General features: G+C 70.5%; 24 protein-coding genes. 7 read left to right on the top strand and 17 right to left on the bottom strand.

Features of this window, described 5'->3' with window-relative positions:
• Positions 1-13: 13 nt before the first annotated feature.
• Positions 14-772 carry a class I SAM-dependent methyltransferase gene (locus tag SROS_RS03100; protein ID WP_012887422.1) on the top strand — a complete coding sequence of 253 codons (759 nt, stop codon included), beginning with the start codon at positions 14-16 and terminating at the stop codon, positions 770-772.
• Positions 773-914: 142 nt separating this feature from the next.
• Here SROS_RS03100 and SROS_RS03095 read toward each other — a convergent pair whose 3' ends face one another.
• Positions 915-1,820, bottom strand: a complete 906-nt coding sequence (locus SROS_RS03095; RefSeq protein ID WP_012887421.1) for a glycosyltransferase family 2 protein — start codon at positions 1,818-1,820, stop codon at positions 915-917.
• Positions 1,821-1,860: 40 nt separating this feature from the next.
• Here SROS_RS03095 and SROS_RS03090 point away from each other — a divergent pair, with 40 nt between their 5' ends.
• The 3 genes from SROS_RS03090 (at position 1,861) to SROS_RS47125 (ending at position 5,488) form a co-directional block, all read left to right on the top strand.
• Positions 1,861-2,424: a dTDP-4-dehydrorhamnose 3,5-epimerase family protein gene (locus tag SROS_RS03090; protein ID WP_012887420.1), complete on the top strand. Its 564-nt coding sequence runs from the start codon at positions 1,861-1,863 to the stop codon at positions 2,422-2,424.
• A 6-nt stretch (positions 2,425-2,430) separates the two neighbouring features.
• The gene (locus SROS_RS03085; protein WP_012887419.1) at positions 2,431-3,333 is read left to right on the top strand and encodes a hypothetical protein; all 903 of its coding nucleotides are present in this window, start codon (positions 2,431-2,433) and stop codon (positions 3,331-3,333) included.
• Between the two features lie 307 nt (positions 3,334-3,640).
• Positions 3,641-5,488 (top strand): DUF4082 domain-containing protein, encoded by a 1,848-nt coding sequence (locus tag SROS_RS47125; RefSeq protein ID WP_169369234.1) that lies wholly within the window; start codon positions 3,641-3,643, stop codon positions 5,486-5,488.
• Positions 5,489-5,512: 24 nt separating this feature from the next.
• Here the strand turns inward: SROS_RS47125 and SROS_RS03070 are convergent, their stop codons facing one another.
• Entirely contained in the window at positions 5,513-6,901 is a 1,389-nt protein-coding gene (locus SROS_RS03070) for an O-antigen ligase family protein (RefSeq protein WP_012887417.1), read from the bottom strand.
• 4 nt (positions 6,902-6,905) lie between these two features.
• Positions 6,906-7,667: a hypothetical protein gene (locus SROS_RS03065; protein ID WP_012887416.1), complete on the bottom strand. Its 762-nt coding sequence runs from the start codon at positions 7,665-7,667 to the stop codon at positions 6,906-6,908.
• Between the two features lie 210 nt (positions 7,668-7,877).
• Between SROS_RS03065 and SROS_RS03060 the strand changes: the two genes are divergently transcribed.
• Positions 7,878-8,750, top strand: a complete 873-nt coding sequence (locus SROS_RS03060) for a DUF6492 family protein (RefSeq protein ID WP_012887415.1) — start codon at positions 7,878-7,880, stop codon at positions 8,748-8,750.
• 62 nt (positions 8,751-8,812) lie between these two features.
• Here the strand turns inward: SROS_RS03060 and SROS_RS03055 are convergent, their stop codons facing one another.
• The gene (locus SROS_RS03055; protein ID WP_012887414.1) at positions 8,813-9,739 is read right to left on the bottom strand and encodes a hypothetical protein; all 927 of its coding nucleotides are present in this window, start codon (positions 9,737-9,739) and stop codon (positions 8,813-8,815) included.
• Positions 9,740-9,966: 227 nt separating this feature from the next.
• Here SROS_RS03055 and SROS_RS03050 point away from each other — a divergent pair, with 227 nt between their 5' ends.
• Entirely contained in the window at positions 9,967-11,160 is a 1,194-nt protein-coding gene (locus SROS_RS03050) for an acyltransferase family protein (RefSeq protein WP_012887413.1), read from the top strand.
• A 23-nt stretch (positions 11,161-11,183) separates the two neighbouring features.
• On the opposite strand, the gene SROS_RS03045 is transcribed toward SROS_RS03050, so the two are convergent.
• The 9 genes from SROS_RS03045 to SROS_RS03005 form a co-directional block, all read right to left on the bottom strand.
• Positions 11,184-12,080: a phytanoyl-CoA dioxygenase family protein gene (locus tag SROS_RS03045; protein ID WP_012887412.1), complete on the bottom strand. Its 897-nt coding sequence runs from the start codon at positions 12,078-12,080 to the stop codon at positions 11,184-11,186.
• 58 nt (positions 12,081-12,138) lie between these two features.
• The gene (locus SROS_RS03040) at positions 12,139-13,059 is read right to left on the bottom strand and encodes a glycosyltransferase family 2 protein (RefSeq protein ID WP_012887411.1); all 921 of its coding nucleotides are present in this window, start codon (positions 13,057-13,059) and stop codon (positions 12,139-12,141) included.
• 17 nt (positions 13,060-13,076) lie between these two features.
• Positions 13,077-14,603 carry a lipopolysaccharide biosynthesis protein gene (locus SROS_RS03035; protein WP_012887410.1) on the bottom strand — a complete coding sequence of 509 codons (1,527 nt, stop codon included), beginning with the start codon at positions 14,601-14,603 and terminating at the stop codon, positions 13,077-13,079.
• A gap of 61 nt (positions 14,604-14,664) precedes the next feature.
• Positions 14,665-15,726 carry a hypothetical protein gene (locus tag SROS_RS03030; protein ID WP_012887409.1) on the bottom strand — a complete coding sequence of 354 codons (1,062 nt, stop codon included), beginning with the start codon at positions 15,724-15,726 and terminating at the stop codon, positions 14,665-14,667.
• On the bottom strand, positions 15,723-17,012 hold the full coding sequence (locus SROS_RS03025; RefSeq protein WP_012887408.1) for a DUF4910 domain-containing protein: 1,290 nt from the start codon (positions 17,010-17,012) through the stop codon (positions 15,723-15,725). The genes SROS_RS03030 and SROS_RS03025 overlap by 4 nt, the downstream gene beginning before the upstream one ends.
• Positions 17,002-18,045, bottom strand: coding sequence for an NAD-dependent epimerase/dehydratase family protein (locus SROS_RS03020; RefSeq protein WP_012887407.1), 1,044 nt, complete (start codon positions 18,043-18,045; stop codon positions 17,002-17,004). The genes SROS_RS03025 and SROS_RS03020 overlap by 11 nt, the downstream gene beginning before the upstream one ends.
• A 5-nt stretch (positions 18,046-18,050) precedes the next feature.
• The gene (locus SROS_RS03015; protein WP_012887406.1) at positions 18,051-18,728 is read right to left on the bottom strand and encodes a PIG-L deacetylase family protein; all 678 of its coding nucleotides are present in this window, start codon (positions 18,726-18,728) and stop codon (positions 18,051-18,053) included.
• The gene (locus SROS_RS03010; protein ID WP_012887405.1) at positions 18,725-19,519 is read right to left on the bottom strand and encodes a sugar phosphate nucleotidyltransferase; all 795 of its coding nucleotides are present in this window, start codon (positions 19,517-19,519) and stop codon (positions 18,725-18,727) included. Before SROS_RS03010 ends, SROS_RS03015 begins: the two co-directional genes overlap by 4 nt.
• Positions 19,516-20,751 (bottom strand): class I SAM-dependent methyltransferase, encoded by a 1,236-nt coding sequence (locus SROS_RS03005; RefSeq protein ID WP_012887404.1) that lies wholly within the window; start codon positions 20,749-20,751, stop codon positions 19,516-19,518. Before SROS_RS03005 ends, SROS_RS03010 begins: the two co-directional genes overlap by 4 nt.
• Before the next feature lie 131 nt (positions 20,752-20,882).
• Between SROS_RS03005 and rfbC the strand changes: the two genes are divergently transcribed.
• Positions 20,883-21,533: a dTDP-4-dehydrorhamnose 3,5-epimerase gene (gene rfbC, locus SROS_RS03000; RefSeq protein WP_012887403.1), complete on the top strand. Its 651-nt coding sequence runs from the start codon at positions 20,883-20,885 to the stop codon at positions 21,531-21,533.
• Here the strand turns inward: rfbC and rfbD are convergent.
• From rfbD to SROS_RS02980, 4 genes are all read right to left on the bottom strand, one after another.
• Positions 21,523-22,380: a dTDP-4-dehydrorhamnose reductase gene (gene rfbD / locus SROS_RS02995; protein ID WP_012887402.1), complete on the bottom strand. Its 858-nt coding sequence runs from the start codon at positions 22,378-22,380 to the stop codon at positions 21,523-21,525. The genes rfbC and rfbD overlap by 11 nt on opposite strands.
• Entirely contained in the window at positions 22,377-23,399 is a 1,023-nt protein-coding gene (rfbB, locus tag SROS_RS02990; RefSeq protein WP_012887401.1) for a dTDP-glucose 4,6-dehydratase, read from the bottom strand. Before rfbB ends, rfbD begins: the two co-directional genes overlap by 4 nt.
• A gap of 264 nt (positions 23,400-23,663) precedes the next feature.
• The gene (locus SROS_RS02985; RefSeq protein WP_012887400.1) at positions 23,664-24,731 is read right to left on the bottom strand and encodes a glucose-1-phosphate thymidylyltransferase; all 1,068 of its coding nucleotides are present in this window, start codon (positions 24,729-24,731) and stop codon (positions 23,664-23,666) included.
• Between the two features lie 2 nt (positions 24,732-24,733).
• Positions 24,734-26,188, bottom strand: a complete 1,455-nt coding sequence (locus tag SROS_RS02980; RefSeq protein WP_012887399.1) for a sugar transferase — start codon at positions 26,186-26,188, stop codon at positions 24,734-24,736.
• Between the last annotated feature and the right edge of the window lie 84 nt (positions 26,189-26,272).

Below are 26,272 nucleotides of genomic sequence, written 5' to 3'. Positions count from 1 at the left end.
AGGAACCGCCGCCATGAGCGTGCTCATAGAGAGCGTCGCCGCCACGGAACTCGCCGTCCTGATGGAGAGCTGCGTCGACACGGGCGCGGCAGCCGCGGCCGGAGCGATGGAAGGGCTCCGGCGGTCCTACCGATGGCTGCGCCGCAACTCCGTCCAGCTCCTGTTCGAGCGCCGCTACGGCGTACGGACCTCGGACGTCGTAGGCCTTGAGGAGTTCGGGCTGGCCCGGCAGGACCGGGTCTACTACTCGGCGGCGAACTGGCAGACCCTCCGGCGCACGCTGCCCCGGCGTGACGTCGGCGAGCACGACGTCTTCATCGACCTCGGCTCCGGCATGGGCCGCATGGTGCTGGAGGCGGCGTCCCGATACCCCTTCGGGAAGGTGATCGGTGTCGAGCTGTCCGAGCAGCTCAACGACATCGCACGGCAGAACATCGCGAACACCCGTCTCCGCCTGCGCTGCAAGGACGTCGACCTCGTCCGGTCGGACGTGCTCGACTACGACATCCCCGACGACGTCAGCGTGGTGTTCCTCAACAACCCCTTCCGGGGCGAGACCTTCGCGACCGTGATGGAGAGGCTGATCGCGTCCGTGGACCGGAACCCGCGCCCGGTCACGGTGATCTACTTCAACCCGGTCGAGGAGGCGTTCCTGCTGAGCACCGGCCGTTTCCGCTGCCTCCGCACGGTGACACGGGGGCGCAGGAGCGTCGAGGACAGCCCGTTCGGCTCGGTCCGGGTATACGCGATCACCGAGCGGGCCGGTGCCTGACCGTACCGGCGACGCGGACGGCAGGACGGCCGGCCGTACCGGGCGGACCTGCCGCACCCGCCCCCCGGACAGCGGTACGGCCGGCCGGACCGGCCCGCCGGACCTCATCGCCCGGACGGACGGCACGGCGGTCCCCCGCGGGCTACCCGCCCGCCGGGGAGCGGCTGCCGGTGTCCGTGCCCCACTGGATCCCGCTGCCGCGCGAGGCGCGCATCCGGGTCAGCGTCCGGTCCATGAGCAGGACGGTGAGGTAGCAGCCCGCGTCGAGGGGGCTCACCTTCCGTCCTGCCACGAGGGCGGCCAGGGAGCTCAGCCGCAGGCGGCCCTCGGCCGCGGACCGGCCCAGCTCGGCGAGCTGCCGGTTGCCCAGGCGCACCCTCACCCGCCGGTTCAGGTGCGCCGAGACGGTCCGTGCCGGTCGGACCAGCGACCGGGCCTCGGACACCACCGCCCGCTCGTGAGGCGCGAAAGCGCCGTGCACCCAGCCGTCGTCGGAGATCACGTCCGGCAGGGGGAAGACCCGGGCGTGCCCCTGCTCGGTGAGGACGTACACCCCGACGCCCGCCAGCGCCCGGAACGGCGCGATCAACTGGTCGTGCACCTTGTGCATACGCCGGGTGAACCAGCCGACTCCGGCCAGGTCCCACGCCGGGACCGGGGCGCAGGCGAGCACACCGGGGCGGCCCGCGGCGGCGACGAGCGCGCGCACCGACTCCGCGTCCAGCTCGACGTCGGCGTCCAGATACACGCGGGGGAAGGTCCGGCAGGTCTCGTCGCCGAGCCGCAGCGCGCCGGCCTTGCCCGGCACCGGCGTCTCGATGACGCGCACGCCTGCCTGCCTGGCGACCTCCGCCGTGCGGTCGGAGCACGCGTTCGCCACCACCACCACGTCGAACTCACCCGGCGACGTCCCCGCGAGCAGCCGCCGCAGGCCGTTCGCCACGACGGCCTCCTCGTTGTGCGCGGGCACGACGACGCTGACGACCGGCTGCCGCCCGCCGGGCCGTCCGCGGTCCGGCGCAGTGTCCTCGTCCACAGCGTCGTTCACCGGAACGCCTCCCGACCGCCTCTGAGAAAAGGATGACCTGTTGAGAGTAGAACGAACCAAAATCGATGGGGTGCTGTTGTTCGTACCGACGCCACACCGTGACGACCGGGGGCTGTTCACCAGGACCTTCGACAAGGCCGTCGCCGAGGGGGCCGGGCTGGACTTCTCGGCGTTCGTGCAGGACAGCCAGTCCCGCTCGCGGCAGGGGACGGTCCGCGGGATGCACGGCCGCTCCGGCCGGGGTGAGGCCAAGCTGGTGCGCTGCGCCCGCGGAGCGGTGCACGACGTGCTGGTCGACGCCCGTCCCGGCTCGCCCACCTTCGGCGAGCAGACCTCCGTACTGCTCGACGACGAGACCTTCGTCACCCTCTACGTGCCCCCCGGGCTGCTGCACGGCTTCCAGGCCCTGACCGGGCAGACCGACGTCTGCTACCGCATCGACCGGGAGCACGACCCCGCCGAGGACCTGTCCGTCCGCTACGACGATCCCGACCTGCGGATCGACTGGCCCCTTCCCGTGTCGGCGATCAGCGGGCGCGACCTTTCTGCGGGATCATGGACGCAGCTGCGAGATCGGCTCTGCGGTCCGGACACGACGGAGTGAACGACAATGCGATGGGTCAGTCTGCTCGCTGCGGTCTCAGCGGTCACCATGATGTCCCTGACGGGATGCACGTCGTCCTCGGCCGGGAGCCCGACGAGCCGGCCCACCGGCACCCCGGGTGAGCCCACCGGTGCCACCGGCCGCTGCCCCGGCCATCCGACCCCGGCCTGCACGGGCGTGCCGCCCGGCACCAAGCTGACCGTGAAGGCCCTCAACGAGGACGGCGCCGCCTACCGGGTCAAGACTCCCGGCACCGTGCTGGACGGCGTGCACATCCGCGGCAACCTGCTGATCCACGCCGAGGACGTCACGGTCAGGAACAGCCAGATCGACGGGCACGTCATCAACGCCGACGGCCCCCGGAGCTACCGGTTCACCATCACAGACTCGACCGTCGGCCCCGCCCAGGGCTGCCAGACGCTGCCGGGGATCGGCCAGGACAAGTACACCGCCCTGCGGGTGCACGTCCGCGGCCACGGCGACGGCTTCCGCGCCTCCGGCGACGACGTCGTGGTCAAGGACTCCTACGCCAACCTGTGTTCCAACCCGGGGGACCATTCCGACGGCATCCAGACCTACAACACCGGCAGGGGCCTGGTCTTCGACCACAACACCATCGACCAGCGCCAGGCCAAGGACGTCACCGCGCCGATCTTCCTCGTCGACAAGCAGATCGTCGACGCCGTGATCACCAACAATCTGATCATGGGCGGCACCTACAGCATTCAGCTGCGGAACGGGCGCGGAAAGCTGATCATGCGGGGCAACAAACTGGTCGACAAGTCCTGGGTTTACGGTCCGGTCGATTCCGAATGCAAGACGATCGACTGGGCTGACAACTCACTGGTGACGATCGATGAGAACTACCGTGTCACCTCGACCGTCGGCCCGCTGACCTGCGTGGGCTGACTTTCACACCATCTCCTCCTTATTGTTGGCGCATCAGATGACACGCCCCTCATGTCCAGGGGGCCAAGTAACGACATAGTCGAACAATGGTCATTTGGAAACTCTTCTAGGCAATACCAGCAAAACTGATGCGTATCTATGACCTCAGCCGCAACAATGGCCTCTGCGCGAGGACCAAACGGACACATTGTCGAGCCGACCGCAAATCGGCGCGGAGGTCAGAGAGATGACCAGTGCACGCCCCCCACGCCGGGGTGGAAACAGCGAAGGCAGGCCGCCCCGCCGCCGTCGGTCACAACCGGGACTGGTGGCAGTCCTCATCGTGGCCGTTGTGGCGGTGTCCGTCCCGGCTGTCTGGTTCATTACCCGCGACGGCGTCACCGTGGAACAGGCGGCCGCGGCTCAGCCCGCGCCCGCCGCCGCACCGCAGGAGCCCAAGGAGACGAGCTTCTGGTCGACGAGCACCAAGGTGAAGGCCACGCCGCGCGCCGACCGCGCGCCCGTCGAACTGGGCATGCGCTTCACCGCGGCCAGGAGCGGCTGGGTGGCGGGGGTCCGGTTCTACAAGGCCCCCGGTGACAGGGGCAAGCACACCGGGAGCCTGTGGAGCGCGGGCGGGAAACGGCTGGCGCGCGTGACGTTCGCCGGGGAGAGCGCCTCGGGCTGGCAGGAGGCCCGCTTCGCCTCGCCGGTGCAGCTCAAGGCCAAGCAGCTCTACACGGTCTCCTACCACAGCGCGGCCGGAAACTACGTGGGCAGCAAGGGCTTCGACTCCGCCCGCTCGGGGCCGCTGGCCACGACGTCCCGCAACGCGGGGGTGTTCGGGTACGGCAGGAGCACCTTCCCGGACCGCTGGAACCCCAAGGGCTACAACTACTGGGTGGACGTCATCTTCCGCTGGCGTGACCGCTCCCCGGCCCCGGCGCCCACGAGGTCGCCCCAGCCGTCGCAGCCGCCCCAGGTTCCGGGCGAGACGCCTGTCCCGAGCCTCACCCCGAGCACGGACGCCACCCCCGGCACGTCACCGAACCCGAGCGAGACCGGCGCGAGCCCCGATCCCAGCCCGAGCCGGACCGGCACGGGTCCCAGCCCGAGCCAGACAACCGGGACGGGCCCCTCTCCCAGCCAGACCGGCGCGAGCCCGAGCAGCAGCTCCAGCCAGACGGCCGGCCCCGGTCCCGGCACGTCCGCCAGTCCCAGCGCCACCACGACCGGCACGCCGAGGCCGACGCCGACCTCACGGCCCACGCTCACCCCGAGGCCGACGCCGACTGTCCGGCCGACGCCGCCCCCGCAGCCGACGCCGACCTCACGGCCCACGCTGACGCCGAAGCCGACGCTGTCCCCGCGGCCGACGCTGACCCCGATCCCGGACGACGGTGGCAGCAGCTGTGCGGGCCATCCGACCCCGGCCTGCACCGGTGTGCCCGCCGGCACCCGGCTGAGCAGGAGCACCCTCAACGAGGACGGCGCCGCCTACCGGGTCACCAAGTCCGGCGCCGTGCTGGACGGCGTGCACATCCCCGGTGACCTGCTGATCCACGCCGATGGTGTCACGGTCAGGAACAGCCAGATCGACGGGAGCGTCATCAACGCCGACGGCCCCCGGACCTACCGGTTCACCATCACCGACTCGACCGTCGGCCCCGCCCAGGGCTGCAAGACGCTGCCCGGAATCGGCCAGGACAAGTACACCGCCCTGCGGGTGCACGTCCGCAACCACGGTGACGGCTTCCGCGCCTCCGGCGACGACGTCGTCATCCGCGACTCCTACGCCAACCTGTGTTCCAACCCGGGTGACCACTCCGACGGCATCCAGACCTACAACACCGGCAGGGGCCTGACCTTCGACCACAACACCATCGACCAGCGCCATGCCAAGGACGTCACCGCGCCGATCTTCCTCGTCGACAAGCAGATCGTCGACGCCGTCGTCACCGACAACCTCGTGATGGGCGGCACCTACAGCATCCAGCTGAAGAACGCGCGCGGGAAGCTGGTCGTGCGCGACAACATGCTGGTCGACGACTCCTGGATCTACGGACCGGTCGAGGCCGACTGCAAGGCCATCGACTGGGCCGGCAACTCCCTGGTGAAGATCGACCAGAACTACCGGATCACCTCCGTCGTCGGACCGCTGGAGTGCGACGGCTGAGACGGGCCCGGCGGGCGGGAGCGGTCAGGACACGACCTGATCGCTCCTCCCGCCGGATCCGCGGAACAGATCCTTGGGGGTGCGGACGCGCCAGAACGTACCGGTGTCGCGGGGATGGAGCGCGGCCGTCTCGGTGGCACTGCGCAGAAGCGACCCCGCGGCGCCGATCAGCAGGAACGACAGACCGGTGACGGTGGCGAAGGAGAGCAGGTCGAAGGTCGCCGCCCCGATCAGCGGGACCACCATGCAGGCGGCCAGGGTGAGGCCCAGGTCGCGGGTGCCGGGATCGCTGCTCAGATAGCGGGCCCGGAGGCCCGCGTAGATCGCGCACGCGAACATCCCGACGATCGCCCCGATGCCTATCAGGCCGGTCTCCACCGTGGACAGGATGTACTGGTTGTCGAAGACCTGGTGCTTCGGGGCGTACCACGTGCCCGCTCCACGCCCCAGCCACAGGTGCTTGGCGATCTCGTGGGCGGCGACCTCGTAGTCGTGCGTGCGGTAGCGGATGCTGTCGTCGTTGCCGAAGTTCGCGAACAGGCCGTAGAACGTGCCCAGGAGCCCCGGGACCATGATCCTCATCAGGATCAGGAAGACGAGGACGACTCCCATCGCGTGCAGCCGCCGCCGGGCGGGCCAGCCGAGGAACAGCACGACGCCGACGCCGGCGAGCCCGAGCACCGCGGACCGCGAGACCGAGAACATCAGGCCCATCCCGATCAGCCCGGAGCACACCCACCACCGCAGGGCGGGCTCGGCGCGCTCGCCGGCCTGGAAGCCGTAGTGGACGGCGATCGGCAGGAGCATCGCGCACACGACACCGAACTCGATGGGATGGCCGGTCGTCGCGGCGACCCGGCGGAAGTCGGATCTCTCGGTGATGAATCCGTCTTCGGAGGTGTAGCGGAGTCCGGGGATCTGCATGTACTGGGTCAGGTCGAGGTCGAACAGGAACTGGAAGGCCCCGATCACCGCGATGACCGACGCGGCCACCACGACGGCCTGGAGCACGAAGTCGAGGCGCGCGGCGCCGCGGACCCCGTCGCACATCATGAGCGCGAGACCGGCGTTGGCCACCAGCAGGATCAGGGCGTGGTCGGCGAGGTTGAGCTCGTCGGACGGCATGTAGCCGTAGCTGGCGTAGCCGTACGTGGCGACGATCGCGGTCAGGTAGACGAACAGCGCGGTGCGCACCGGGTTGCGGCCCTTGGCCATGCCCAGCGTGAGGGTGAAGTGCGCGCACAGCCAGAGAAGGGCCGCGGCGAGGGCGATGAGGCTGGCCGGCGTGATCGACAGGGGCAGCGCCCGGAAGACCATGCGGGCCGGGACGATCAGCAGCGCCACGGCGAAGAGGCTGGCCAGGGTCGCGCCGTCGGCACGCCGGCGGACCGGCAGGGTGAGTTTCGCCGCCATGGGGTCAGTGCCTCGCAACCGGGCCGTCGGCGTGCGCCCGGCCGTTGAGGGCGGCCCGGTCAGGCAGGGACCGCTCGCCCGCCGCGTCGGCGGGGTCCGGGGCGCCGGCCTGGCGACGGGCCTTCCGTCTCTGGAAGAAGCTCTCGGCCATGAACGAGGCGCACAGGCTCGCCACGACGCCCACGCCCAACGCCGCCGCGACGGCGCGCAGCTTCCGGCCCCGCTGCGCCATCGGAGTGGTCGGCGGCACCGCCTCGTAGGTGGTGATGTAGGTCGCCATGGGGGCCCGCACCGCCTTCTGCCGGTGATCGAGCTCGGCCTTCGCCCGCACGATGACCCGCTTCACGATGTCCTGCGCGGCCGCGGCGGAGGAGGCCTCGCCCTCGATGAACAGGAACGGTCCAGTGGCGAGCGACTCCAGGTTGTTGCCGCCGTTGGTCACCTTGAAGGCGAAGTCCCCGCCGTCGGTCACGCCTAGCTCGGCCGCCATGTCCGGCGTCCCCATCGCCGCGATGAGGATCGAGGCGGAGACGCTCAGCCCGTGGTCGAAGTTGAGCATGGGGTTGGTCAGGCCGTTGGGGATGTCCGGGTTGGTCGGCAGGCTCCCGCCGGTGGTCGGCGTGGTCAGGATGAGGACGGCGCTGGAGGTGTAGGTCGTCATGACCGTCGAGTAGACGCCGCCGGCGGCGGCGAGGGACAGCGCGAATATCGGCAGGAAGATGTACCAGCGGCGGAATACGACGAGGACCGTTCCCCAGAAGTCCATGCGCTTCCTCCCCGAACCGAACGGCGGGCGCCCGCACAGAAGCCCGCTAATGGTCATCGCCCGGACCCGGGCGGGGCGTTACTCGGAATGGCGCCCCGGAATGGGGCCGAGGTTGCCCTGAACGCCTGCCGTAACGGTCCAACCGGTGTGACGATACTGATTGCGGGTGTTTCGTGACCATCGATTCCGCATGACTGGAGCCCACTGTCCATGACCGAGCTTGCCGTCATCACACCGAGCCACGGGCCCGACGCGGAGCTGTTCGCCGATCTTCACCGTTCGGTCCTGGAATACACCTCGGACGAGACCGTACACCATGTGATCATTTCTCCGGTGTGGACGGATGTCTTCGCCAAGTACGCCGGTCCGCGCTGCCGTATATGGACCTATAAGGAGCTTCTCCCGAAGTACTACTTCCGCCTGGCGCCCTACCCCCTGTGGGTCAACTCCCGGAGGCCGTGGCCTCCGGTCCGGGGCTGGGTCATGCAGCAGACGCTCAAGATCACCCTCGCCGCCCGGCTCGACGTGGACGCCGTGATGATCGCCGACTCCGACGTGGTGCTGGTCCGCCCGACCACCCTGGAGAGCTTCACCGCCGACGGGCGGCTGTGCCTGCACCGCGAGGAGAAGGGGGTGACCGCGGACATGGAGCGGCACGTCCTGTGGCACCAGGTCTCCCGCGAGCTGCTCGGCCTTCCCCCCGCGCCGCCGCCCCCGCTGACCGACTACGTGACCGCGCTGAACTTCTGGGCCCCCGGCACCGTCCGCGCCATGCAGCAGCGGGTGAGCGAGACCACCGGACGGCACTGGATGGACGCCTTCAACTCCCGCCTGCACATCTCGGAGTTCATGCTCTACGGCGTGTTCGTCGACGAGGTCCTGGGCGGGTCCGAGGAGCCTCCGCCCTCCAACACCACGATCTGCCACAAGAACTGGCAGCGGACCCCGCTGGACCGCGAGGGGGCCATCGCGTTCGCCGACCGGCTGGGCCCGGAGGCGGTGGCGATGATGATCTCGGCGAAGTCGGAGACGCCGCAGGACGTACGGCGGGCCGCCATCGAACGGTGCGCCCAGATCACCTGATGACGCGGGCCGCCGGGATGTGCCCGGGCCTTCGAGTGGCCGCAGGGCCACCGAGGGCCCGATCACTTCTCGTGGTCGTCCCGGCCGCTGGCGCGCATGAACACGATGGTGTCTCCGGCGTCGTCGTCGCGGTGCATGAACGGCTCGTTCTCGATCACGACGACGAGCGGCTCGGAGTCGTCTTGGAACGGTCCTTCCGCGGGCTCCCTCGTGTCCATCCGCGGGTAGGCGGTCAGGGGGGCGGCGACCGCCCCGCCCGCGGAGAGCGCGGCCGCCTCGGGGTGGTCGTCCTTCGGCCCGCCGCCGCCGTCGGAGGGACGCGCGGGATCGGCGGACCGCCCGCCCTGCCGCATCTGGGTCATGCCGTAGGCGATGCCGATGCCGACCAGGAACACGAGGAACAGGGTCCCGCCGGCGGCCGTCAGCTTTCCCGAGAGCTTGGCCTCGGGGGTGGAGGAGGGCACCACGTCGACGATCGATATGAAGGTGGAGCGCGGGGCCTTGAGCGCCTGCTGGCGGTTGATCAGCTCCCGGCGGACGCGCTGCTTCGCCTTGACCACCACGTCCTGGGCGGTCGCGGCGGACCTGCTCTGGACCTCCACGTAGACGAACGGGCCGTTGGTGCTGATGCCCAGCAGGTTCGGGTTGGTGCGGCCGTCGTTGATCGTGATCTCGGTGGTGCTGTTCGGCAGCACGCCCAGCTCGGCCGCGACCTCGGGGGCGTTCATGGAGAGGATGAGGATGCCGGCCGTGACCCGGAGACCGTCGCTGAACTGAAGCAGCGGGTTGGTCAGCCCGAGGGGCTTGGTCGGGTCGGATGGGAGCGTTCCACCGGTCGCGGGGGTGGTGAGCACCATGGACGCGGTCGACACGTAGGTGGTGGGCATCAGGAAGAAGACCAGAGTGGCCGCGGCGAGCGCGAGCGCGGCCAGGGGAGGGCCGATGAGTCTACGCTTGACGAGCCCGAATATGGCCTTCCAGAAGTCCATATTTATCCGCCCCTAATTTATGACGGGGCACCGCCACCCCCCGCGACAATACAATTACCCATCGGGAAGCAGAGAGCTCCCGTTACATCGGCCGGGCACGGACCCAGGCCGCTCGACATTCCTTCATCGGATGTTACGTCTGGTGACCATACAGCGATAGACCCGTCGATAGGCCAAAAAAGGGGAGACGCGACAGCCCCTATCAGTCTGAGACGGGGTTTTAGCGGATGAAATCGCCCGAAAGGGATGTTCAGCCTGGTCCAGCCGACGGTGCCGAACGGGCCGCCGGCGGCCGCGGCCGGCTGGCGGGACTGGACGGGATCCGCGGCGTCGCGGCCCTGTTCGTCATGGTGCACCACTGCTGGCTGATGGCCTTTCCCGGATATCCGGCCAACACCGGCCCGAGCTGGCTCGGCTGGCTGCTCTACGGGCACTTCGCGGTGGTCGTGTTCATCGTCCTGTCGGGTTTCTCCCTGGCCGTCTCCCCCGCGCGGTCGCAATGGCGGCTGGGCGGCATGGGCCGGTTCGCCCAGCGTCGCGCCTGGCGCATCCTGCCGCCCTACTGGGCCGCCCTGGCGTTCAGCCTGGTGATCGCGTGGACCCTGGTCGCCCAGCCGGGAGAGGGCCCGCCCGCGGCCAAGTCGGTGGCCGTCTACGGCCTGCTGCTCCAGGACCTCTTCGGCGCGCCGAGTCCCAACGGCGCCTTCTGGTCCATCGCCATCGAGGCCCAGCTCTACCTGGTCTTCCCCCTTCTGCTGCTGATCCTGCGCAGGGCGGGCGCGGCCGTGATGCTCGGGGTCGTCACCGTGCTCGTGGCGGCGATCGGCCTGCTCGCGCCCGGCGTGCCCGCCGTGGGCATGCTGATGCGGCTGACGCCCCAGTTCGCCGTGCTGTTCGCGGTGGGCGTGGTCGCCGCGGGCGTCATCGCCGCGGACGGGCGCGTACGGCGGCTGCCCTGGCACTGGCTGGCGCTGCTCGCCGCCGTCCCGGTGCTCGTGGTGATCGTCGTGCGGGGCTCGGTCTGGACGGTGGAGCGATACTTCTGGGTCGACATCGCGCTCGGCCCCGCGGTGGGCCTGCTGCTGGCCGGGGTGGCGACGGGCCGGCCCGCGGCCCTGGTCCGGCTGCTGGACCTGCGGCCGATCCGGAGCCTCGGCTCCTTCTCCTACACGCTCTACCTGATCCACGCCCCGATCGTCGTGGCGATCTACCAGCTGATCGTCGCGCCGCGCGTGCCCGGGGGCCTGCCCGCGTTCCTGGCCGCCCTCGTGCTGGCCGTACCGGTGGCCCTGCTGACGGCCAGGGCGTTCGCGGCGGTCTTCGAGCTCCCGTTCCAGCGCCACCGCAGCTGGCCCGCGCTGCGCGAGGCGGCACGGGCCAGGCTGTCACGGATGCGCGCGGCCATACGTCCCGCGCGGTAGGCGGCGGACGGCGGCCGGAGCCGTCACCCCACCCGGGCCAGCGCCTCGGCCTCGTACTCCAGCGCCAGCTGCTCCGGCATCGGGTCGAGGTCGGAGCAGCGCACGAAGTCGCGCAGGGTCGTGCCCGTGCACGCCGCGTCCACGTTCGCCGCGCCCCGGCGCGCGCGCACGTCGTCGATGTTCACGGTCCGGAAGTCGATGCTGAAGCGGGTCCTGCCCGAGGTGTTGGGGACCGTCGAGTGCAGCTGCGCGCCGGAGAACAGCATCACCCCGCCCGGCTCGGGCACCACCCGCACCTGCGGATCGAGCTCGACCGGCTCCTCGGGCCTGGGCTGCTCCCTGGTGTCGCTGCGCACGTGCTGGGCCGCGCTGAGCCGGCTGGTCCGGTTCCACTCGGCGTAGTCGTAGCGCGCGCTTCCGTTGCGCACGGGACGGTCGAAGTACCGGGGGTGGAAGGCCATCACGTTCTCCGGCACCACCGGGTAGATCGGGATCCACCAGTTGAGCTGGTTGAACGGGGCGGAGTACCAGCAGTCGCGGTGCGGGTGGAAGGCGTAGGAGATGCCGGAGGTGAGGTAGTCGTTGGAGGTGGAGGTGCGCAGCCGGGGGACGTCGAAGTAGGTCCGGTCGAGCGAGCAGCCGAGCTCCTCCAGCACGGCCGGCAGCAGCTCCTTGCACCGGGGGTGGTGGATGAACCTCGGCTTGAGGCCGGCGAGCAGGGCCGCGAACTCCTCGACCGGCATGTCGAACTGGGCGGTCTGCGGGTCGTGGTCGCCGAACGCCTCGGCGATCAGCTGCTGGGCGAGGCCGATGAGCTCCTTGGAGGCCGGCGTCGCGGAGTAGGTGAACACCTTCCCCTCGTAGAGCAGGCCGCGCCGGGTGTCGTCGTCCACCACGCTGTTGGAAAAGACGGTGGTCATCCTGAACGCTCTCCTTGTTCGCGACGGGTGCGGCTCGTGCGCACGCGGTGATTCATGATCAGCTTCCGGCCGCCGAGCGCCCGGAGGACCGGCCGGGCAGGATCAGCCCGGTGCCCAGCCGCGCGAGCTTGCGGCCGCGGTGGGACACCGTCCGCCACTGGCGGCGGGCGTACATCCGGTGCGCGGCGGCACGCGCGCGGCCGCGCTGCTCCCCGGTGAGGTCGGCCTCGCGCAGCCAGCGCAGGATCTCGCGGTACTGCAGGGTCGAGGAGAAGCGCGCCTGCCAGGCGGGCACGCCGAGGCGGCGCCCGACCGCCCCGATGCGCTCGTGCTTCCAGTTGCGGCGGGCCAGGACCTCGGGCACGTGGCCCCACGGCCCGGCCAGCGCGAGCTTCGCCGCGAACACCTCGTCCTCGCGGAGCATGTTGCGCCGGGGAATGCCGACCACGGAGGCGCGGCGCATCAGGCCGTACAGGGGGTCGATCAGCAGGTGACTCTCGTTGAGCATGCGCAGCATCTCGGCGAACCGCTCGACCGGGTCGTCGGACAGCAGTCCCGTGCCCTCGTAGACGCCGGTCCGGGCCATCCCGTCGGGGTCGGAGTAGGACACCTGCGTGGTGACCAGGATGAGCCGTTCGTCCTCGGCGAAGGCGCGCAGGGACCGGGAGACGCACTCGGGGGCCAGCCAGTCGTCGTCACCGACCCAGCGGAAGAACGTCCCCCGGGCGATCCGTCCCGCGTGGATGAAGTTGTTGAGCAGCCCCACGTTCTCCGGCTGCCGGTGGTAGGTGATCCGGCTGTCGGACCGCGCCAGCTCCCGGCAGAACTCCTCGGTGTCGTCGGTGGAGGCGTTGTCGCAGATCACCAGCTCGATGTTCTCGTGGTCCTGCGCCAGCACCGACCTGGCCACGCCCTCCAGCCTCGCGGCGCCGTTGCGTACGGGCAGCCCGACGGACACCAGCGTGTCGGTTCCAAGCATCCGGTTTCCCTCTCCAGTCAGCGGGAGCGTGCGGGGATCAGCTCGGTCACCCTGCCGCCCAGCTGCCTGAGCACGGCCTGCGGCACGACGACGAGGATGAAGGCGAGCAGTCCCGTACCGCCCGCCACGCACAGTTGGACCAGCGGGACGCCGTGGACGACCTGGGCCAGCCACGTCATGACGGCCGCCGCGAGCACGCCGCCGAGCAGCGGGCGCACCAGGGCGGGGGCGATCGGGGCGAGGACCACTCCGGCCCTGTGCAGGGCGAGCGTCGCCAGCGGCAGCGCGACCAGGACGGCGACCACCGCGTGCCCGATCGCCGCGCCCCGGATGCCGTCCACGCGGGCACCGGTCATCAGCGCGGGCACCAGCACCACCGCCCAGCCCAGGTTGAGCCAGACGGTGGCCTTGGTGGCGCCGAGAGAGGCCAGGACGTCGAACGCCAGGGCGGTCAGCATCCGCACGGTCATCACGATCGCCAGGAAACGCAGCACCTCGGCGGAGGGCGCCCAGCGCTCGCCGTACAGGAAGACCACCAGCGCGGGGGCGAGCGTGCCCATCACCACCGCGATCGGCAGCACGATGGACAGCAGCAGCGGGACCGCCCGCTGCACGCCCAGCGACAGAGACTTCGGATCCTCCTCCGCCAGCCGCGAGAAGCTGGGCAGGGCGACGTAGCGCACGGCCGTGCCGATCAGGCCGGGCACCCAGCTGGAGATGTTGAACGCGAGCAGGTAGAGGCCGAGCAGGGTGGGCCCGAGGGCGTTGCCGACGATGACGGAGTCGGCGTTGAGCAGCACGCCCTCGATGCCGAGGCTCACGCACAGCGGGAGCCCGAAGACCAGCAGCCGCCTGGCGACCGCGCGGTCGAGGCCGAACCGGATCCGCAGCCGCGCGAAGGCGACCACCAGCACCCCGGTGACCGAGGCGCCCGCGAGCTGGCCCCAGGCGAAGCTGAAGGCCCCGGCGCCGCCGGCGGCGAGCGAGATGGAGACCGTGGCGTTGACCAGGAAGCCCACCAGGTTGGCCTTGGTGAGCTTGTCCTGCTCGAACCTGCGCAGCAGCGCCGCGCTGCGCACGGCGGTCAGGCCGTAGACGACGTTGGTGGCCGCGAGCACCCGGATCACCCAGGTGGCCTCCTCGCTGCCGGACAGCTGCGCGAAGTACGGCGCGATCATCCAGAAGATCCCGTACAGGAGGCCGCTGGACACGATGGCCACGACCGTCGCCGTGGGCGCCATCTCCTCAAGCCTGCCCCGCCACTGCACGGTCGCCGCGATGATGCCGGCGTCGTTGATGTGGATGACCATCTGACTCGCCGCCAGCGCGATGGCGAAGACGCCGAAGTCCTCCGGTACCAGCAGGCGGGCGAGGACCAGGCTCATGCCGAACGAGCCGACCTTCATCACCAGGTTGCCCAGCAGGCTCCAGCGCAGCCCGCGGCCGGCCTGGCGGCCGATCTCCCCGACCTGGGAGGTGGCCGCGCCCGGCGCCGCGGGCTCCGCGTCGGCCCTTGCCGGCTCCGCGCCCTGTCTGTCTTCCATCTCTTACCTTTCACAGTTCACCCGCCGGACCGGCACCGCCGCAGTCAGTGCCTTGATCCGGTCAGGCGGGTTCCTCGATCCGTTCCAGCCAGATCTCTCGCCAGAACGGGATGAACTCCCGCGGGCAGCTGACGGTGTACGCACCCGCGCAGACGACGCCCTCCAGGACGATGCAGGGGGTCTTCATCTGGAGCATCCGGCCGCTCTTCTCGTCGATGCACCGATCGACGCGCGAGAGCACCCGTGCCGTCTGCCCGCAGTAACGCGACATCTCCTCCTCGAACCCCATCCCGCGATTGAGCAGGTCCTGGTTGAGGGTGGCGACGATCTCCTCCTTGGACTTGATCCGGACGAGCTCTCCCGGCTGGAGGTCGAGGGTGACGCTCGGCGTCGCGCCGACGAGACGGCCCTTGACGAAGCCCCACCTGAGGCCTCCCTTGATCTGCAGCCAGCTTGGCAGCACCCGCCCGCTCCGGTCCTGAAAGCGGTTGAAAAGTCCGACGAGAAGGGCGCGGAGCGCGAAGAACGTGCCCGCGTTGCCGGTGCGCACGTCCATGACGTACTGCCGGAGGTCCTTGAGCGGCAGGCAGGTGGGCGCGGCCCGCAGCAGCTCGGTGGCCTGGCAGGAGAAGCGCTCCTCCCCCTCCGGGCCGGGCTCCTTCCTGGCGGCGACCTCCAGGATCGGCAGGAGACGGCGTCCCGCCGCGAGGCCGCCCGCCCCCTCGGGCGCCGCGGTCTCCCGGCCGCCGGAGGCCGCCGGGCCGGGCGTGCCGGGGGCGCCGGGGTCCACCCGCTTGAGCCAGGCTTCTTTCCAGTACATCAGGCAGGCCGTCTGGCAGCCGCCGTGCGCCTGCCCGCCGCAGCGCGCCCCGGTCAGGTGCACGGCACGTTCCATCCGCCGCATGCCGGTACGGCTGATCGTGTCGCAGAGCTTGTAGGCCACCTTGTGCACCGTGAGCCGGCGCCCGCAGAAGGCGAGCATCTCCGGCATGAAGGGCAGCTCGTCCAGCTCGCCCCTCTCGTCCAGGGTGGCCATGATCTCGGCCTCGCTGAGGACTTCCACCACCTCACCGACCCGGAGGTTGAGCACCCCGGAACCCATGACGGTCTGAACCTGCGTCATTTCCCCTTCTCCTTGACGAGTCCCGCACCACGCAGGGCTTGTGCCGCATCCGCCACGGTGGCGAAGGGCAGGTCGGACCGTTCCGCGATGTCCAGCAGGCTGTGCTCTCCGTCGGAGAGGTTCAGCACCCACAACATCGCCATCTGCGCCTGCTTGGTGTCGCTGCGTCCACCCAGCGAGCCGTACAGGCCCCGTCTGCCGAGCTGCGGCTCGCCGTACGGGCTGAGGTTGAGGTAGCGGTGGTTGCGCTCCAGCACCTGCGTGATCTCCCAGCAGGTCTCCAGGGTGTCCGTCATCGCCTCGGGCGAGACGAAGTCCGGGTTGTCCGCCGAGGTGTGGTACTCCGGGTAGCCGGCGTACGGCGTGCGGGTCAGGGAGCCGACCGGCATGTCGAATCCGGGCGAGCAGAACTGGCGCTCGTCGTAGCCGTACGGGGAGAAGTCCACGATCTCGTGGTCGCGCCCCGAGGTCCGCAGGACGTGCCGCACCACCCGGTCGATCTCCGCGTCCCCGCGCCGGCTGCGCTTGTAGGTCAGCGCGCCGCTGTCTCCCGCGCAGGCCAGCACGAGGCCGTGCTTGACCCTTCCGACACGCTCCTGATTACGCGCCAGCCAGGTGATCGCGCCGATCGTGCCGGGCATGAACAGGAAGCGGTAGGTGTACCACGGGTCGGACTCGGCCAGCCGCCGCGCGAGCCTGGTCGCCACGGCGATGCCCGCCAGGTTGTCGTTGGCCAGCGAGGGGTGGCACACGTGGCAGGAGACGAGCACCTCGTCGGAGACCCGGCCGGGCACCACGTGCTCGCCGTAGGTCAGGTGGCCGTCGGCCAGGGTCGAGTCGATCCGGACCTCGTAGTCGCCCTCCGGGAGGCCGGCCAGGGTGCTCTCCCGCAGGCAGAACCCCCAGGTCTCCGCGTAGTAGCTGGTCCGGTAGGGGATCAGGTCGGGCTGGTCGGGCAGGGTGTGCAGGTGGCCGCGGAGCTCCGCCAGGGACATGGTGGCCGACACGGGGACGCTGTAGCCGACCACGTGGAGGTTGGACTCCGCGAAGTCGACCACCCGGGCGCCCGAGGCGTCCTTGATGTAGGCGTCACGGATGTTCCACTCCCTGGGCACCGTCCAGTCGAGGACCTCGGTCCCCGTCGGCACCTCACGGATCTGCAGGGGCACGGACTCCCCGACGATCTCCAGAGTGCGGCGCACCCCGTCGCCGGTGATGCTCCGGCACAGCGGGTAGAGCCGCTCGACCAGGGCGTGCATCTCACGCCCCACGGTCTCAATCGTCACCTGCGGCCACCTCGTGCGGTCGCAGCGCGTCGTCGACGCTGCCCTCGGCACGCCGGGCCGACAGCCGCGCGAGCCTGGTGAAGCGGTGCTGGAAGTCCTGCTCGGTCAGGCCGAACCGCCGGTAGGCCTCGACCAGCTCGACCGCGCCCTCCTTGACCGTCCAGCGCGCCTCGTAGTCGGGCAGCGCGGCGCGGATGCGGGAGAAGTCCACCCGGTAGGAGCGCGGGTCCGCCCCGGCCTCACCGGTGATTACCAGTTCGGAACCGGGCACCGCCTCGACGACCTCGGCGGCGATCTCCGCCACGGTCACGTTGTTCTGCTCGGTGCCCACGTTGAACGCCCTGGCGTGCACGGCGTCGCGGGGGGCGGCCAGCGCCAGGACGAAGGCGCGCGCTATGTCCTGGGCGTGCACCAGCGGCCGCCACGGGGTGCCGTCGGACAGCACCCGGACCTCGCCCGTGAGCAGCGCGTGCCCGACGAGGTTGTTCAGCACGATGTCGGCGCGCGGCCGGGGCGAGAACCCGAAGGCGGTGGCGTTGCGCAGGAACACCGGGGTGAAGTCGTCGTCGGCCAGCTTGGCCAGGTCGTCCTCGACCCGGACCTTGGACTCGGCGTAGGGGGTCACCGGGCGCAGCGGCGCGTCCTCGTCGACCAGGTCCTCGCCGCCGGAGGCACCGTAGACCGAGCAGGTGGAGGCGTACAGGAACCGGCGCACGCCCGCCTCGCGGGCCAGCCGGGCCAGGTGCGCCGAGGCGTGGTGGTTGATGTCGTAGGTGAGCTGGGGCGCCAGCGAGCCGAGCGGGTCGTTGGACAGCGCGGCGAGGTGCACCACGGCGTCCATCCCCGCCAGTTCGGCGGCGGTGACGTCCCGCAGGTCGACCGAGTGGCCGCGGGGATCGTCGGGCACGGGGCCCAGGACGCAGTCGGCGAAGAGCCCGGAGTCCAGGCCGATCACCTCGTGGCCCGCCTCGGCGAGCATCGGGGCCATCACACTTCCCAGGTAGCCCTGGTGCCCGGTCAGCAGCACGCGCATCCGGTTCATCCTCCAGCCAGATCGAGGGTCAGTTTGTTGACGTGGAACGCCTCCGCGTAGCGCGCGTGGCACTCGATTCCGCGGATGCGGGCCAGCCCGAGGAACGCCTCGCGGTCGTACCAGGGACGTCGCCGTTGTGAGGGGTAGTGCTGTTGGAGCAGGGTCACCTTCGCCTCGGCCACCTCGGGGGTGAGCGGCTGGTAGACCTGCGGCCGGCCGAGGTCGCCGTCCCACTTGACGATCTCGTAGCCGAGCACCTGGTGGTCGCGGAAGGCGGTGGGCACCAGCCGTGCCAGACCCCGGTGGTCCTGGTGGGCGTCTCCGGGGTGCGGCGCGAACAGCAGATCGGGGTCGGCCCGCGCGCGCAGCTCCTCCACGGCGGCCTTCGCCTCGTCCCAGTGCGCGGGCAGCCGTCCGTCGGGCAGCTTCAGCACGGTGAGCCGCAGGTCGGCGCCGGGGCAGAAGGCGGCCAGCGCCGCGTGCTCCTCGTCCTCCCGCTCGGTGCCGCCGCCGGAGAGCACCAGCGCGTCCACCCGCAGGCCGGGACGTGCCGAGCAGACGGTCAGCAGGCTGCCGCCCGCGCCGATGGCGATGTCGTCGCAGTGGGCGGCGAGCAGCGCGACGCTCCCCACCCCCCGGTTCCCGGTCGTCCCGTCCGCCCCGGCCGGCCGAAATCCGATCATGCGGTCCGCACCGCCGGTCCGCGTTCCCACAGCGCCCACGGCCGCTCGCCTCGCGAGTACGCCTCGTCGAGGGCGACCCGCTCCTTGACCGTGTCGGTCGGCCGCCAGTAGCCGCGGTGGGGGTAGGCGAGCATCCGGCCGCGCTTGGCCAGCTCGGCGCAGCCGTCCGCGACGAGGTCGCCCCCCGGCGGGATGTGGTCGAAGACCTCCTGGCGGAGTACGAAGTATCCGCCGTTCACCCAGAGCGGCATCTCGCTGACCGGCGTGATCCCGCCGACCATCCCGTGCTCGCCGAGCTCGACGCAGTGGAAGGTGTCCGAGGGCGGGACGACCATCATGGAGGCTCCCGCGTCGGACGCGGCGAAGCGGTCGATGATCTCCGGCAGCGGCGCGTCGGTGAGCACGTCGGCGTAGTTGGCCAGGAACATCTCCTCGCCGTCGAGGTGGTCGCGGACCCGGCGCAGCCGCTCGCCGATCGGTGACTCGATCCCCGTCTGCACGAAGGAGATCGACCACTCGGAGATGTCGGCGGACAGCAGCTCGATCCTGCCGCCGCGCAGGACGAAGTCGTTGGAGGTGGTCTCCTGGTAGTTCAGGAAGAAGTCCTTGATGTGGTGCGCTCCGTAGCCGAGGCAGAGGATGAACTCCGTGTGCCCGAAGTGCGCGTAGTAGCGCATCACATGCCAGATGAGCGGCCGGGGGCCCACGAGCTGCATGGGCTTGGGCGCGTCACCGGGGGTGCCGGTGCGCATCCGCGTTCCGTACCCGCCGCAGAAGAGCACGACCTTCACGGGTTCACCTCGACGATCTCCAGACGGGGGATGGGGAAGACCAGCCGGCCTCCCCAGGCATGGACGAAGGACAGCTGGGCGGTGAGCTCCTCGCGGAGGTTCCACGGCAGGACCAGCACGTAGTCGGGCCGGTCCTCGGCGATCCGCTCGGGCGGCAGGATCGGGATCCGCGCGCCGGGGGTGAACCTGCCGTGCTTGTAGGGGTTGCGGTCCACCGTGTACTGCAGCAGGTCCGCGCGGATCCCGCAGTGGTTGAGCAGCGTGTTGCCCTTGCCGGGCGCGCCGTAGCCGACCACCGTCCTGCCCTGCTCGGCGGCCTCGACGAGGAACCTCAGCAGGTCCCGCCGGACACCGGCCACCCGGGCGGCGAACTCGGTGTATCCGGCCAGCTCGTGCAGGCCCGCGGCCTTCTCCGCGGCGAGCACCTGGTCCACCCGCTCGCCCGGCTCGCCGGCCGCCTCCTGCGGCCGCGCCCACAGGCGGATCGACCCCCCGTGGGTCGGCAGCAGCTCGACGTCCACGAGGGACAGCCCGCCGGAGGCCAGGGCGCGCTGCGCGGAGGCGACCGTGTAGTACTGGAAGTGCTCGTGGTAGATCGTGTCGTACTGGTTGTGCTCCATCAGGGTGAGCAGGTGCTGCACCTCGATGGAGACCCACCCGTCGTCGGCCACGAGCGCGCGCAGGCCCTTGGTGAAGCCGATGACGTCGGGGATGTGGGCGTAGACGTTGTTGGCCGCCACGAGGTCGGCGGGCCCGTGCTCCGCACGCACCGCGGCGCCGGTCTCCGGGCCGAGGAACGCCGTGACCGTCGGCACGCCCCGCTCCCTGGCCGCCTCGCCGACGTTCTTCGACGGCTCGACGCCCAGGCACCGGATCCCCCGCTCGACCACGTGCTGCAGCAGGTATCCGTCGTTGCTGGCCACCTCGACCACGAACGAGCCCTCGTCCAGCCCCAGCCGCTCGACCGCCCCGTTCACGTACTCCCGCGCGTGCTCCACCCAGGAGGTCGAGTAGGACGAGAAGTAGGCGTACTCGGTGAAGGTGTCCTCCGGCGTGATCAGCGGCGGGATCTGCGCCAGCCAGCAGCCGGTGCACACCCTCAGGTGCAGCGGGTAGGTGACCTCGGGCTCGTCGAGCTGCTCGGCGGTGAGGAACCGCTCACAGGGCGGTGTCGCGCCGAGGTCGACGACGCTGGCGAGGCTCGTGGAGCCGCACAGCCGGCAGGTTGTCATCAATACGCTCCCTCGCCGCGGAACGCGGCTCGACCGTTCTCCATCAAGATCATTCCATCGAGCGCGAACCCTAGGATTTCGCCCGATCCTTTGGCGGTGTTACACCGTTCCGCTGTGGCATGCTTCGGCCCATGGAACCCCTCAGCATCGACGGAACCTGGTGTCATACGCCGCGTATCCACGCTGATCCCCGTGGATCGTTCCTGGAGAGCTACCGTGCCGCCGACCTGGAGGAATCCGTCGGCCACCGGCTGGACCTCGCCCAGGTCAACTGCTCGGTCTCCAGACGGGGCGTCCTGCGCGGCATCCACTTCGCCGACGTGCCGCCCGGCCAGGCCAAGTACGTCACGTGCGTCTCCGGGGCCGTCCTCGACGTCGTCGTGGACATCCGTGTCGGCTCGCCCACCTTCGGCCGCTGGGAGACCGTCCTGCTGGACGACGAGTCCCGGCGCGGACTCTACGTCGCCGAGGGGCTGGGCCACGGGTTCCTGACGCTCAGCGAGCAGGCCACGGTCGTCTACCTGTGCTCGCGGCCCTTCACCCCCGGGCGCGAGCACGGGATCCACCCGCTCGACCCGGCCCTGGGGATCGACTGGCCGGCCGGCGTGGAGCCGCTCCTGTCGGACAAGGACGCCGCCGCCCCCACCCTCAAGGAGGCCCTGGACGCGGGCCTGCTGCCGGACCACGGCGCATGCGCGGCCTACTACGCCGGCCTCGCCGCGGCCGGCCGCGACCGGGACCCCGCCACCCGTGGCCCGGACCTCGCCGCGCCTAGTCTCTGAGAAGAACATCGGATCCCCGCAACGCCTCTCGCCAGTCCCGCATCGGCGGCAGTCCCGCCAGGCTCCAGCGCTCGTGTCCCAGCACGCTGTAGGCCGGCCGCGGCGCGGGACGCGCGAACTCCTTGGTGGAGACCGGGGTGATCCGGTCCGGATCCGCGCCGACCAGCTTGAAGATCTCCCGCGCGAAGCCGTACCAGCTCGTCTGGCCGGAGCCGGTGGCGTGGTAGACCCCGGGCGGCGGGCCGGTGCGGCCCAGCTCGATGATCCCGGCGGCCAGGTCGCCGGCCCAGGTGGGCGGGCCGACCTGGTCGTCGACGACCTCCAGGGACGGCCGGGTCCTCTCCAGCTCCGCCATCGTCCGGACGAAGTTCTTCCCGGTCGCGCCGTACAGCCAGGCGGTCCGCACGACGTAGCCGGTCTCGGGCAGCACCTCCAGCACGGCGTGCTCGCCGGCGAGCTTGGTGCGCCCGTAGGCGTTGACCGGGCAGGTCCGCGCGTCCTCCCGGTAGGGATCCAGCGCGGTCCCGTCGAAGACGTAGTCCGTGGAGGGCTGGATCATCCGCGCGCCGAGGCGCTCGCATGCCTCGGCCAGCGCCCGCACCCCGTGGCCGTTGACGGCGAGCGCCTCGGCCTCGCGGGTCTCGGCGTCGTCCACCGCCGTCCACGCCGCGCAGTTCACCACGGTGTCCGGCCGGCAGGCCGACACCAGATGCCGTACGGCGGGCCCGTCGCGGAGGTCGAGCTCGTCCCTGCGCAGGGCGAGGACGGACTCCCCCGCGGCCTGCAGGCGGCCCAGCAGCTCGGTCGCGAGCATGCCGGAAGCGCCGGTGATCAACCACCGGCTCATGCGATCGTCCCACCCGTCTGCTCGGCGCCCACGGCCGCGAGCCCGGCCCGACGCCCCGCGCCCGCGCCGTCCCCGCCGCGGCGGTCCGTGGCGGCCTCCCACCAGTCCGGGTTGTCGGCGTACCAGCGGACGGTCTCCGCCAGGCCCTGATCGAACGGGATGTTCGGCCGGTAGCCGAGAGCGCGCAGCCGGGAGTCGTCCAGGGAGTAGCGGCGGTCGTGTCCCTTGCGGTCCTCGACGTGCTCGACCATGTCCCAGCCGGCGCCGCAGGCCGCCAGCAGCCGGGCGGTCAGCTCGGTGTTGGTCAGCTCCGCCGTACCGGCGATGTGGTAGACCTCGCCCGGCTCGCCCCGCTCGGCCACGAGCCGGATGCCCGCGCAGTGGTCGTCGACGTGGATCCAGTCCCTGACGTTGCCGCCGTCGCCGTAGAGCGGGACCTTGCGTCCCCGCAGGAGGTTGGTGACGAAGAGCGGGATCACCTTCTCCGGATACTGGTGGGGCCCGTAGTTGTTGCCGCAGCGCGTGATGGAGACCGGCAGGCCGTGGGTGACCGCGTAGGCGAGGGCGATCATGTCACCGCCCGCCTTGGCGGCGGAGTACGGCGAGCGCGGCCGCACCGGCGCGTCCTCCTTCCAGGAGCCGGTGTCGATCGACCCGTAGACCTCGTCGGTGGAGACCTGGACCACCCGGCGGGTGCCCGCGTCGAGGCACGCCTGCATCAGGGTCTGCGTGCCGAGCACGTTGGTCCGCACGAACTCCCCGGCGCCGTCGATGGAGCGATCCACGTGGGACTCGGCCGCGAAGTTGACGACGACCTCGTGGCCGGGCACCACCTCGGCCAGGAGCCCGGCGTCGCAGATGTCGCCGTGCACGAACTCGTGGGCGGCACCCTCCAGGTTCGCCGGGTTCCCGGCATAGGTGAGCTTGTCGAGAACGGTCACGGCGACGCCGTCCGCGCTGAGCGTGCGGACGTAGTGGGAGCCGATGAACCCGGCCCCACCGATGATCAAGATCTTCATCGGTATTCCGGGGTGGAGACCCCTTGCCTCAGCCATGGGCGGTACACCCCTGCCCCCTTTCGGTCATGGTCGTGCACGGGCTTGCGACAACCAAGCGGGCCTGTGCGGTCGCGAGGACCTCGCCGCCGGGCCGGCGGAGAGGTGAAACGCCTGCGGAGCTGGTGTGAGACACGGCACTCATTCCGAGTGCCTGCGATCGGCTGTGAAACAGGAACTCCAACCTGTGAGGGTCGGAATCTCTCGGCTTCAGCCGTGGAGAAGATGTCAAGAGCTGATCTGAACCTTGCTGTGATCGCCCAGCACGAGACGGTGGGCTCTGGGGGTGTTGGGGGCCGGGGTGACCTCGACGTCGTGGCCGATGAGCGAGGCCTCGATCCGGGACACCCCGGAGATCGAGGAACGGGGCAGCACGATCGAGTATTCGATCTCGCTGCCGCTGACCACGCAGTCGGCGGCGATGGAGGTGAAGGGGCCGACGTAGCTGTCCAGGACCCGGGCTCCGGCGCCGATGATCGCCGGGCCGACGATGCGGGAGCGCTCGACCACGGCGCCCGGCTCGACGACCACCCTGCCGATCAGCTCGCTGGCGCCGTCCACCCGGCCGTCGACGCGGCCGTCCAGGGACTCCAGGACCAGCCTGTTGACCTCCAGCATGTCGGTGACGTTCCCGGTGTCCTTCCAGTAGCCGGATATGACGGTGGACTCGACCTCGTGCCCCTCCTGGATCAGCCACTGGATCGCGTCGGTGATCTCCAGCTCGCCCCGCCACGACGGCTTGAGCTCGGCCACCGCCTCGTGGATCGCGGAGGTGAACAGGTAGACGCCGACGAGGGCCAGGTCGCTCTTGGGATCGGCGGGCTTCTCCTCCAGCCCGATCACGCGGCCCCCGGCGTCGAGCTCCGCGACGCCGAACTGGCGGGGGTCGCCGACCCGGGTGAGCATGATCTGGGCGGACGGCCGGTCGTGGACGAACCGGTCGACGATGCCGTTGATGCCGCCGAGGATGAAGTTGTCGCCGAGATACATGACGAAGTCGTCGTCATCCAGGTAGTCGCGGGCGATCAGCACCGCGTGGGCGAGCCCGAGCGGGGCGTGCTGGCGGATGTAGGTCACCTGCAGGCCGAGCGCGGAACCGTCGCCGACGGCGGCCTCGATCTCGGCCTGCGTGTCGCCCACGACGATCCCGATCTCCCGGATGCCGGCCGCGGCGATGGCCTCAAGCCCGTAGAACAGGACGGGCTTGTTGGCCACCGGGACGAGCTGCTTGGCGGAGGTGTGGGTGATCGGCCTCAGCCGAGTGCCCGACCCCCCGGCGAGCACGAGTGCTTTCACGGCTAGTAGGCCCCTTCTCCGCCGGTGACGGCGCTCCAGGTTTTCCAGAGGATCTGCAGGTCCAGAAAGAGCGACCAGTTCTCGACGTAGCGCAGGTCCAGGCGGACCGACTCCTCCCACGTCAGGTCGGAGCGGCCGCTGACCTGCCACAGGCCGGTCATGCCGGGCTTGACGACCAGGCGGCGGCGCACGTCCTCGCCGTACTGCTTGACCTCTTCGGGCAGCGGGGGCCGCGGCCCGACCAGCGACATCTCCCCGCGGAGCACGTTGAGCAGCTGCGGCAGCTCGTCGAGGGAGTAACGGCGGAGGAAGGCGCCCACGCGGGTGATCCGTGGATCGTTCCTCATCTTGAAGAGCACGCCGTCGAACTCGTTGTGCCGCTGGAGGTCCGTCTTGAGCCGTTCCGCGTCGTTGACCATGGTGCGGAACTTCACGACGTCGAACTCCCGGCCGCCCCTGCCGACTCTGACCTGCCGGAACAGTGCCGGGCCCGTGCTGGTCGCGCGGATCAGCAGGGTGATGACCAGCATGGGAACGGACAGCACCAGCAGGGCCAGACCCGCGCCGACCCGGTCGAACAGGTTTTTGGCGAGGTGCTTGGCGCCGTCGAACTCGGGGTGCTCGACGTGGAGCAGCGGCATCCCGGCCACCGGGCGGATGCTGATGCGCGGGCCCGCCACGTCCATGAGCGCGGGCGCCACGAACAGGTCGGTGCGGGCGTCCTCCAGGCCCCAGGCGAGCCGGCGCAGTGCCGCGCCGTCCAGTTCGGGGCAGGCCAGTATGGCGACGGTGTCGGCGTTGACCTCGGCCACCACGTCGGGGACGTCGCCGAAGCCGCCGAGGACCGGGACCCCGTCGATGTCCAGGCCCTCCGAACCCGACGGCAGGCATGCGGCGACCACCGTCATGCCGTGGTGCGGCTGTCTCCGGAGCTGCATCACCAGATCGAGCACCGACTCCCGGTGCCCGACGGCGACCACCTGGCGCATGTACTCCCCGAAGGAGCGCCGCCGGTGGAGCCGCTTGCGCATCCGGTAGCGGAAAATGATCGTGAGAATGAGGGCGAGAGGGAACATCGCCATTACGAAACTACGAGCAATGGTTGTCTGTGTGGCATAAGCCCCGATCGCGACAGCGGCCGTCAAACCAACCCCACCGTCGAAAACCGCCCGAAACTCCTCCGTTCCCTCACCGTGCGCGCGCTTGCGGTAAGCGCCTCCCACCGCCAGCGAGAACGGCCACGCCAGCGCGAGCCCGAGCCCCAGAAGCGCCTCCGTCCCCGGGATGTAGGCGCCGAACCAGAGACGGACCCCCAGGACCGCCTCGCAGGCGACCACCGCGCACGCGAGGTCCCCGGCCAGCAGAATCCTTGCGTAGGACCGCGTCCAGATGCTCGGAGCGGCGCGTACCGAACTGCCGAGGAGCGCGACAGCGGGCTCCTGTATCCCCACCCTCATACCCCACCCCACCCAGATGCCCCAGCGTTAACAGATAACGAGACGCCCGCCTCGTTTCATTGGTTGACAGATTTCTCTAATGCA

The sequence above is a fragment of the Streptosporangium roseum DSM 43021 genome (assembly GCF_000024865.1).
GTDB lineage: Bacteria > Actinomycetota > Actinomycetes > Streptosporangiales > Streptosporangiaceae > Streptosporangium > Streptosporangium roseum.
Note: the sequence above shows the minus strand (reverse complement) of the source record. Positions and strands in the feature narration are given on the sequence as shown.

Coding starts and splice junctions, on each gene's coding strand:
- SROS_RS02980 (WP_012887399.1), bottom strand. CDS start 26,188: ATGAGGGTGGGGATACAGGAGCCCGCTGTCGCGCTCCTCGGCAGTTCG.
- SROS_RS03015 (WP_012887406.1), bottom strand. CDS start 18,728: ATGATCGGATTTCGGCCGGCCGGGGCGGACGGGACGACCGGGAACCGG.
- SROS_RS03060 (WP_012887415.1), top strand. CDS start 7,878: ATGACCGAGCTTGCCGTCATCACACCGAGCCACGGGCCCGACGCGGAG.
- SROS_RS03035 (WP_012887410.1), bottom strand. CDS start 14,603: ATGGAAGACAGACAGGGCGCGGAGCCGGCAAGGGCCGACGCGGAGCCC.
- SROS_RS03055 (WP_012887414.1), bottom strand. CDS start 9,739: ATGGACTTCTGGAAGGCCATATTCGGGCTCGTCAAGCGTAGACTCATC.
- SROS_RS03085 (WP_012887419.1), top strand. CDS start 2,431: ATGCGATGGGTCAGTCTGCTCGCTGCGGTCTCAGCGGTCACCATGATG.
- SROS_RS03065 (WP_012887416.1), bottom strand. CDS start 7,667: ATGGACTTCTGGGGAACGGTCCTCGTCGTATTCCGCCGCTGGTACATC.
- SROS_RS03100 (WP_012887422.1), top strand. CDS start 14: ATGAGCGTGCTCATAGAGAGCGTCGCCGCCACGGAACTCGCCGTCCTG.
- rfbB (WP_012887401.1), bottom strand. CDS start 23,399: ATGAAGATCTTGATCATCGGTGGGGCCGGGTTCATCGGCTCCCACTAC.
- SROS_RS03050 (WP_012887413.1), top strand. CDS start 9,967: ATGAAATCGCCCGAAAGGGATGTTCAGCCTGGTCCAGCCGACGGTGCC.
- rfbD (WP_012887402.1), bottom strand. CDS start 22,380: ATGAGCCGGTGGTTGATCACCGGCGCTTCCGGCATGCTCGCGACCGAG.
- SROS_RS03030 (WP_012887409.1), bottom strand. CDS start 15,726: ATGACGCAGGTTCAGACCGTCATGGGTTCCGGGGTGCTCAACCTCCGG.
- SROS_RS03070 (WP_012887417.1), bottom strand. CDS start 6,901: ATGGCGGCGAAACTCACCCTGCCGGTCCGCCGGCGTGCCGACGGCGCG.
- rfbC (WP_012887403.1), top strand. CDS start 20,883: ATGGAACCCCTCAGCATCGACGGAACCTGGTGTCATACGCCGCGTATC.
- SROS_RS03005 (WP_012887404.1), bottom strand. CDS start 20,751: ATGACAACCTGCCGGCTGTGCGGCTCCACGAGCCTCGCCAGCGTCGTC.
- SROS_RS03045 (WP_012887412.1), bottom strand. CDS start 12,080: ATGACCACCGTCTTTTCCAACAGCGTGGTGGACGACGACACCCGGCGC.
- SROS_RS03020 (WP_012887407.1), bottom strand. CDS start 18,045: ATGCGCGTGCTGCTGACCGGGCACCAGGGCTACCTGGGAAGTGTGATG.
- SROS_RS03040 (WP_012887411.1), bottom strand. CDS start 13,059: ATGCTTGGAACCGACACGCTGGTGTCCGTCGGGCTGCCCGTACGCAAC.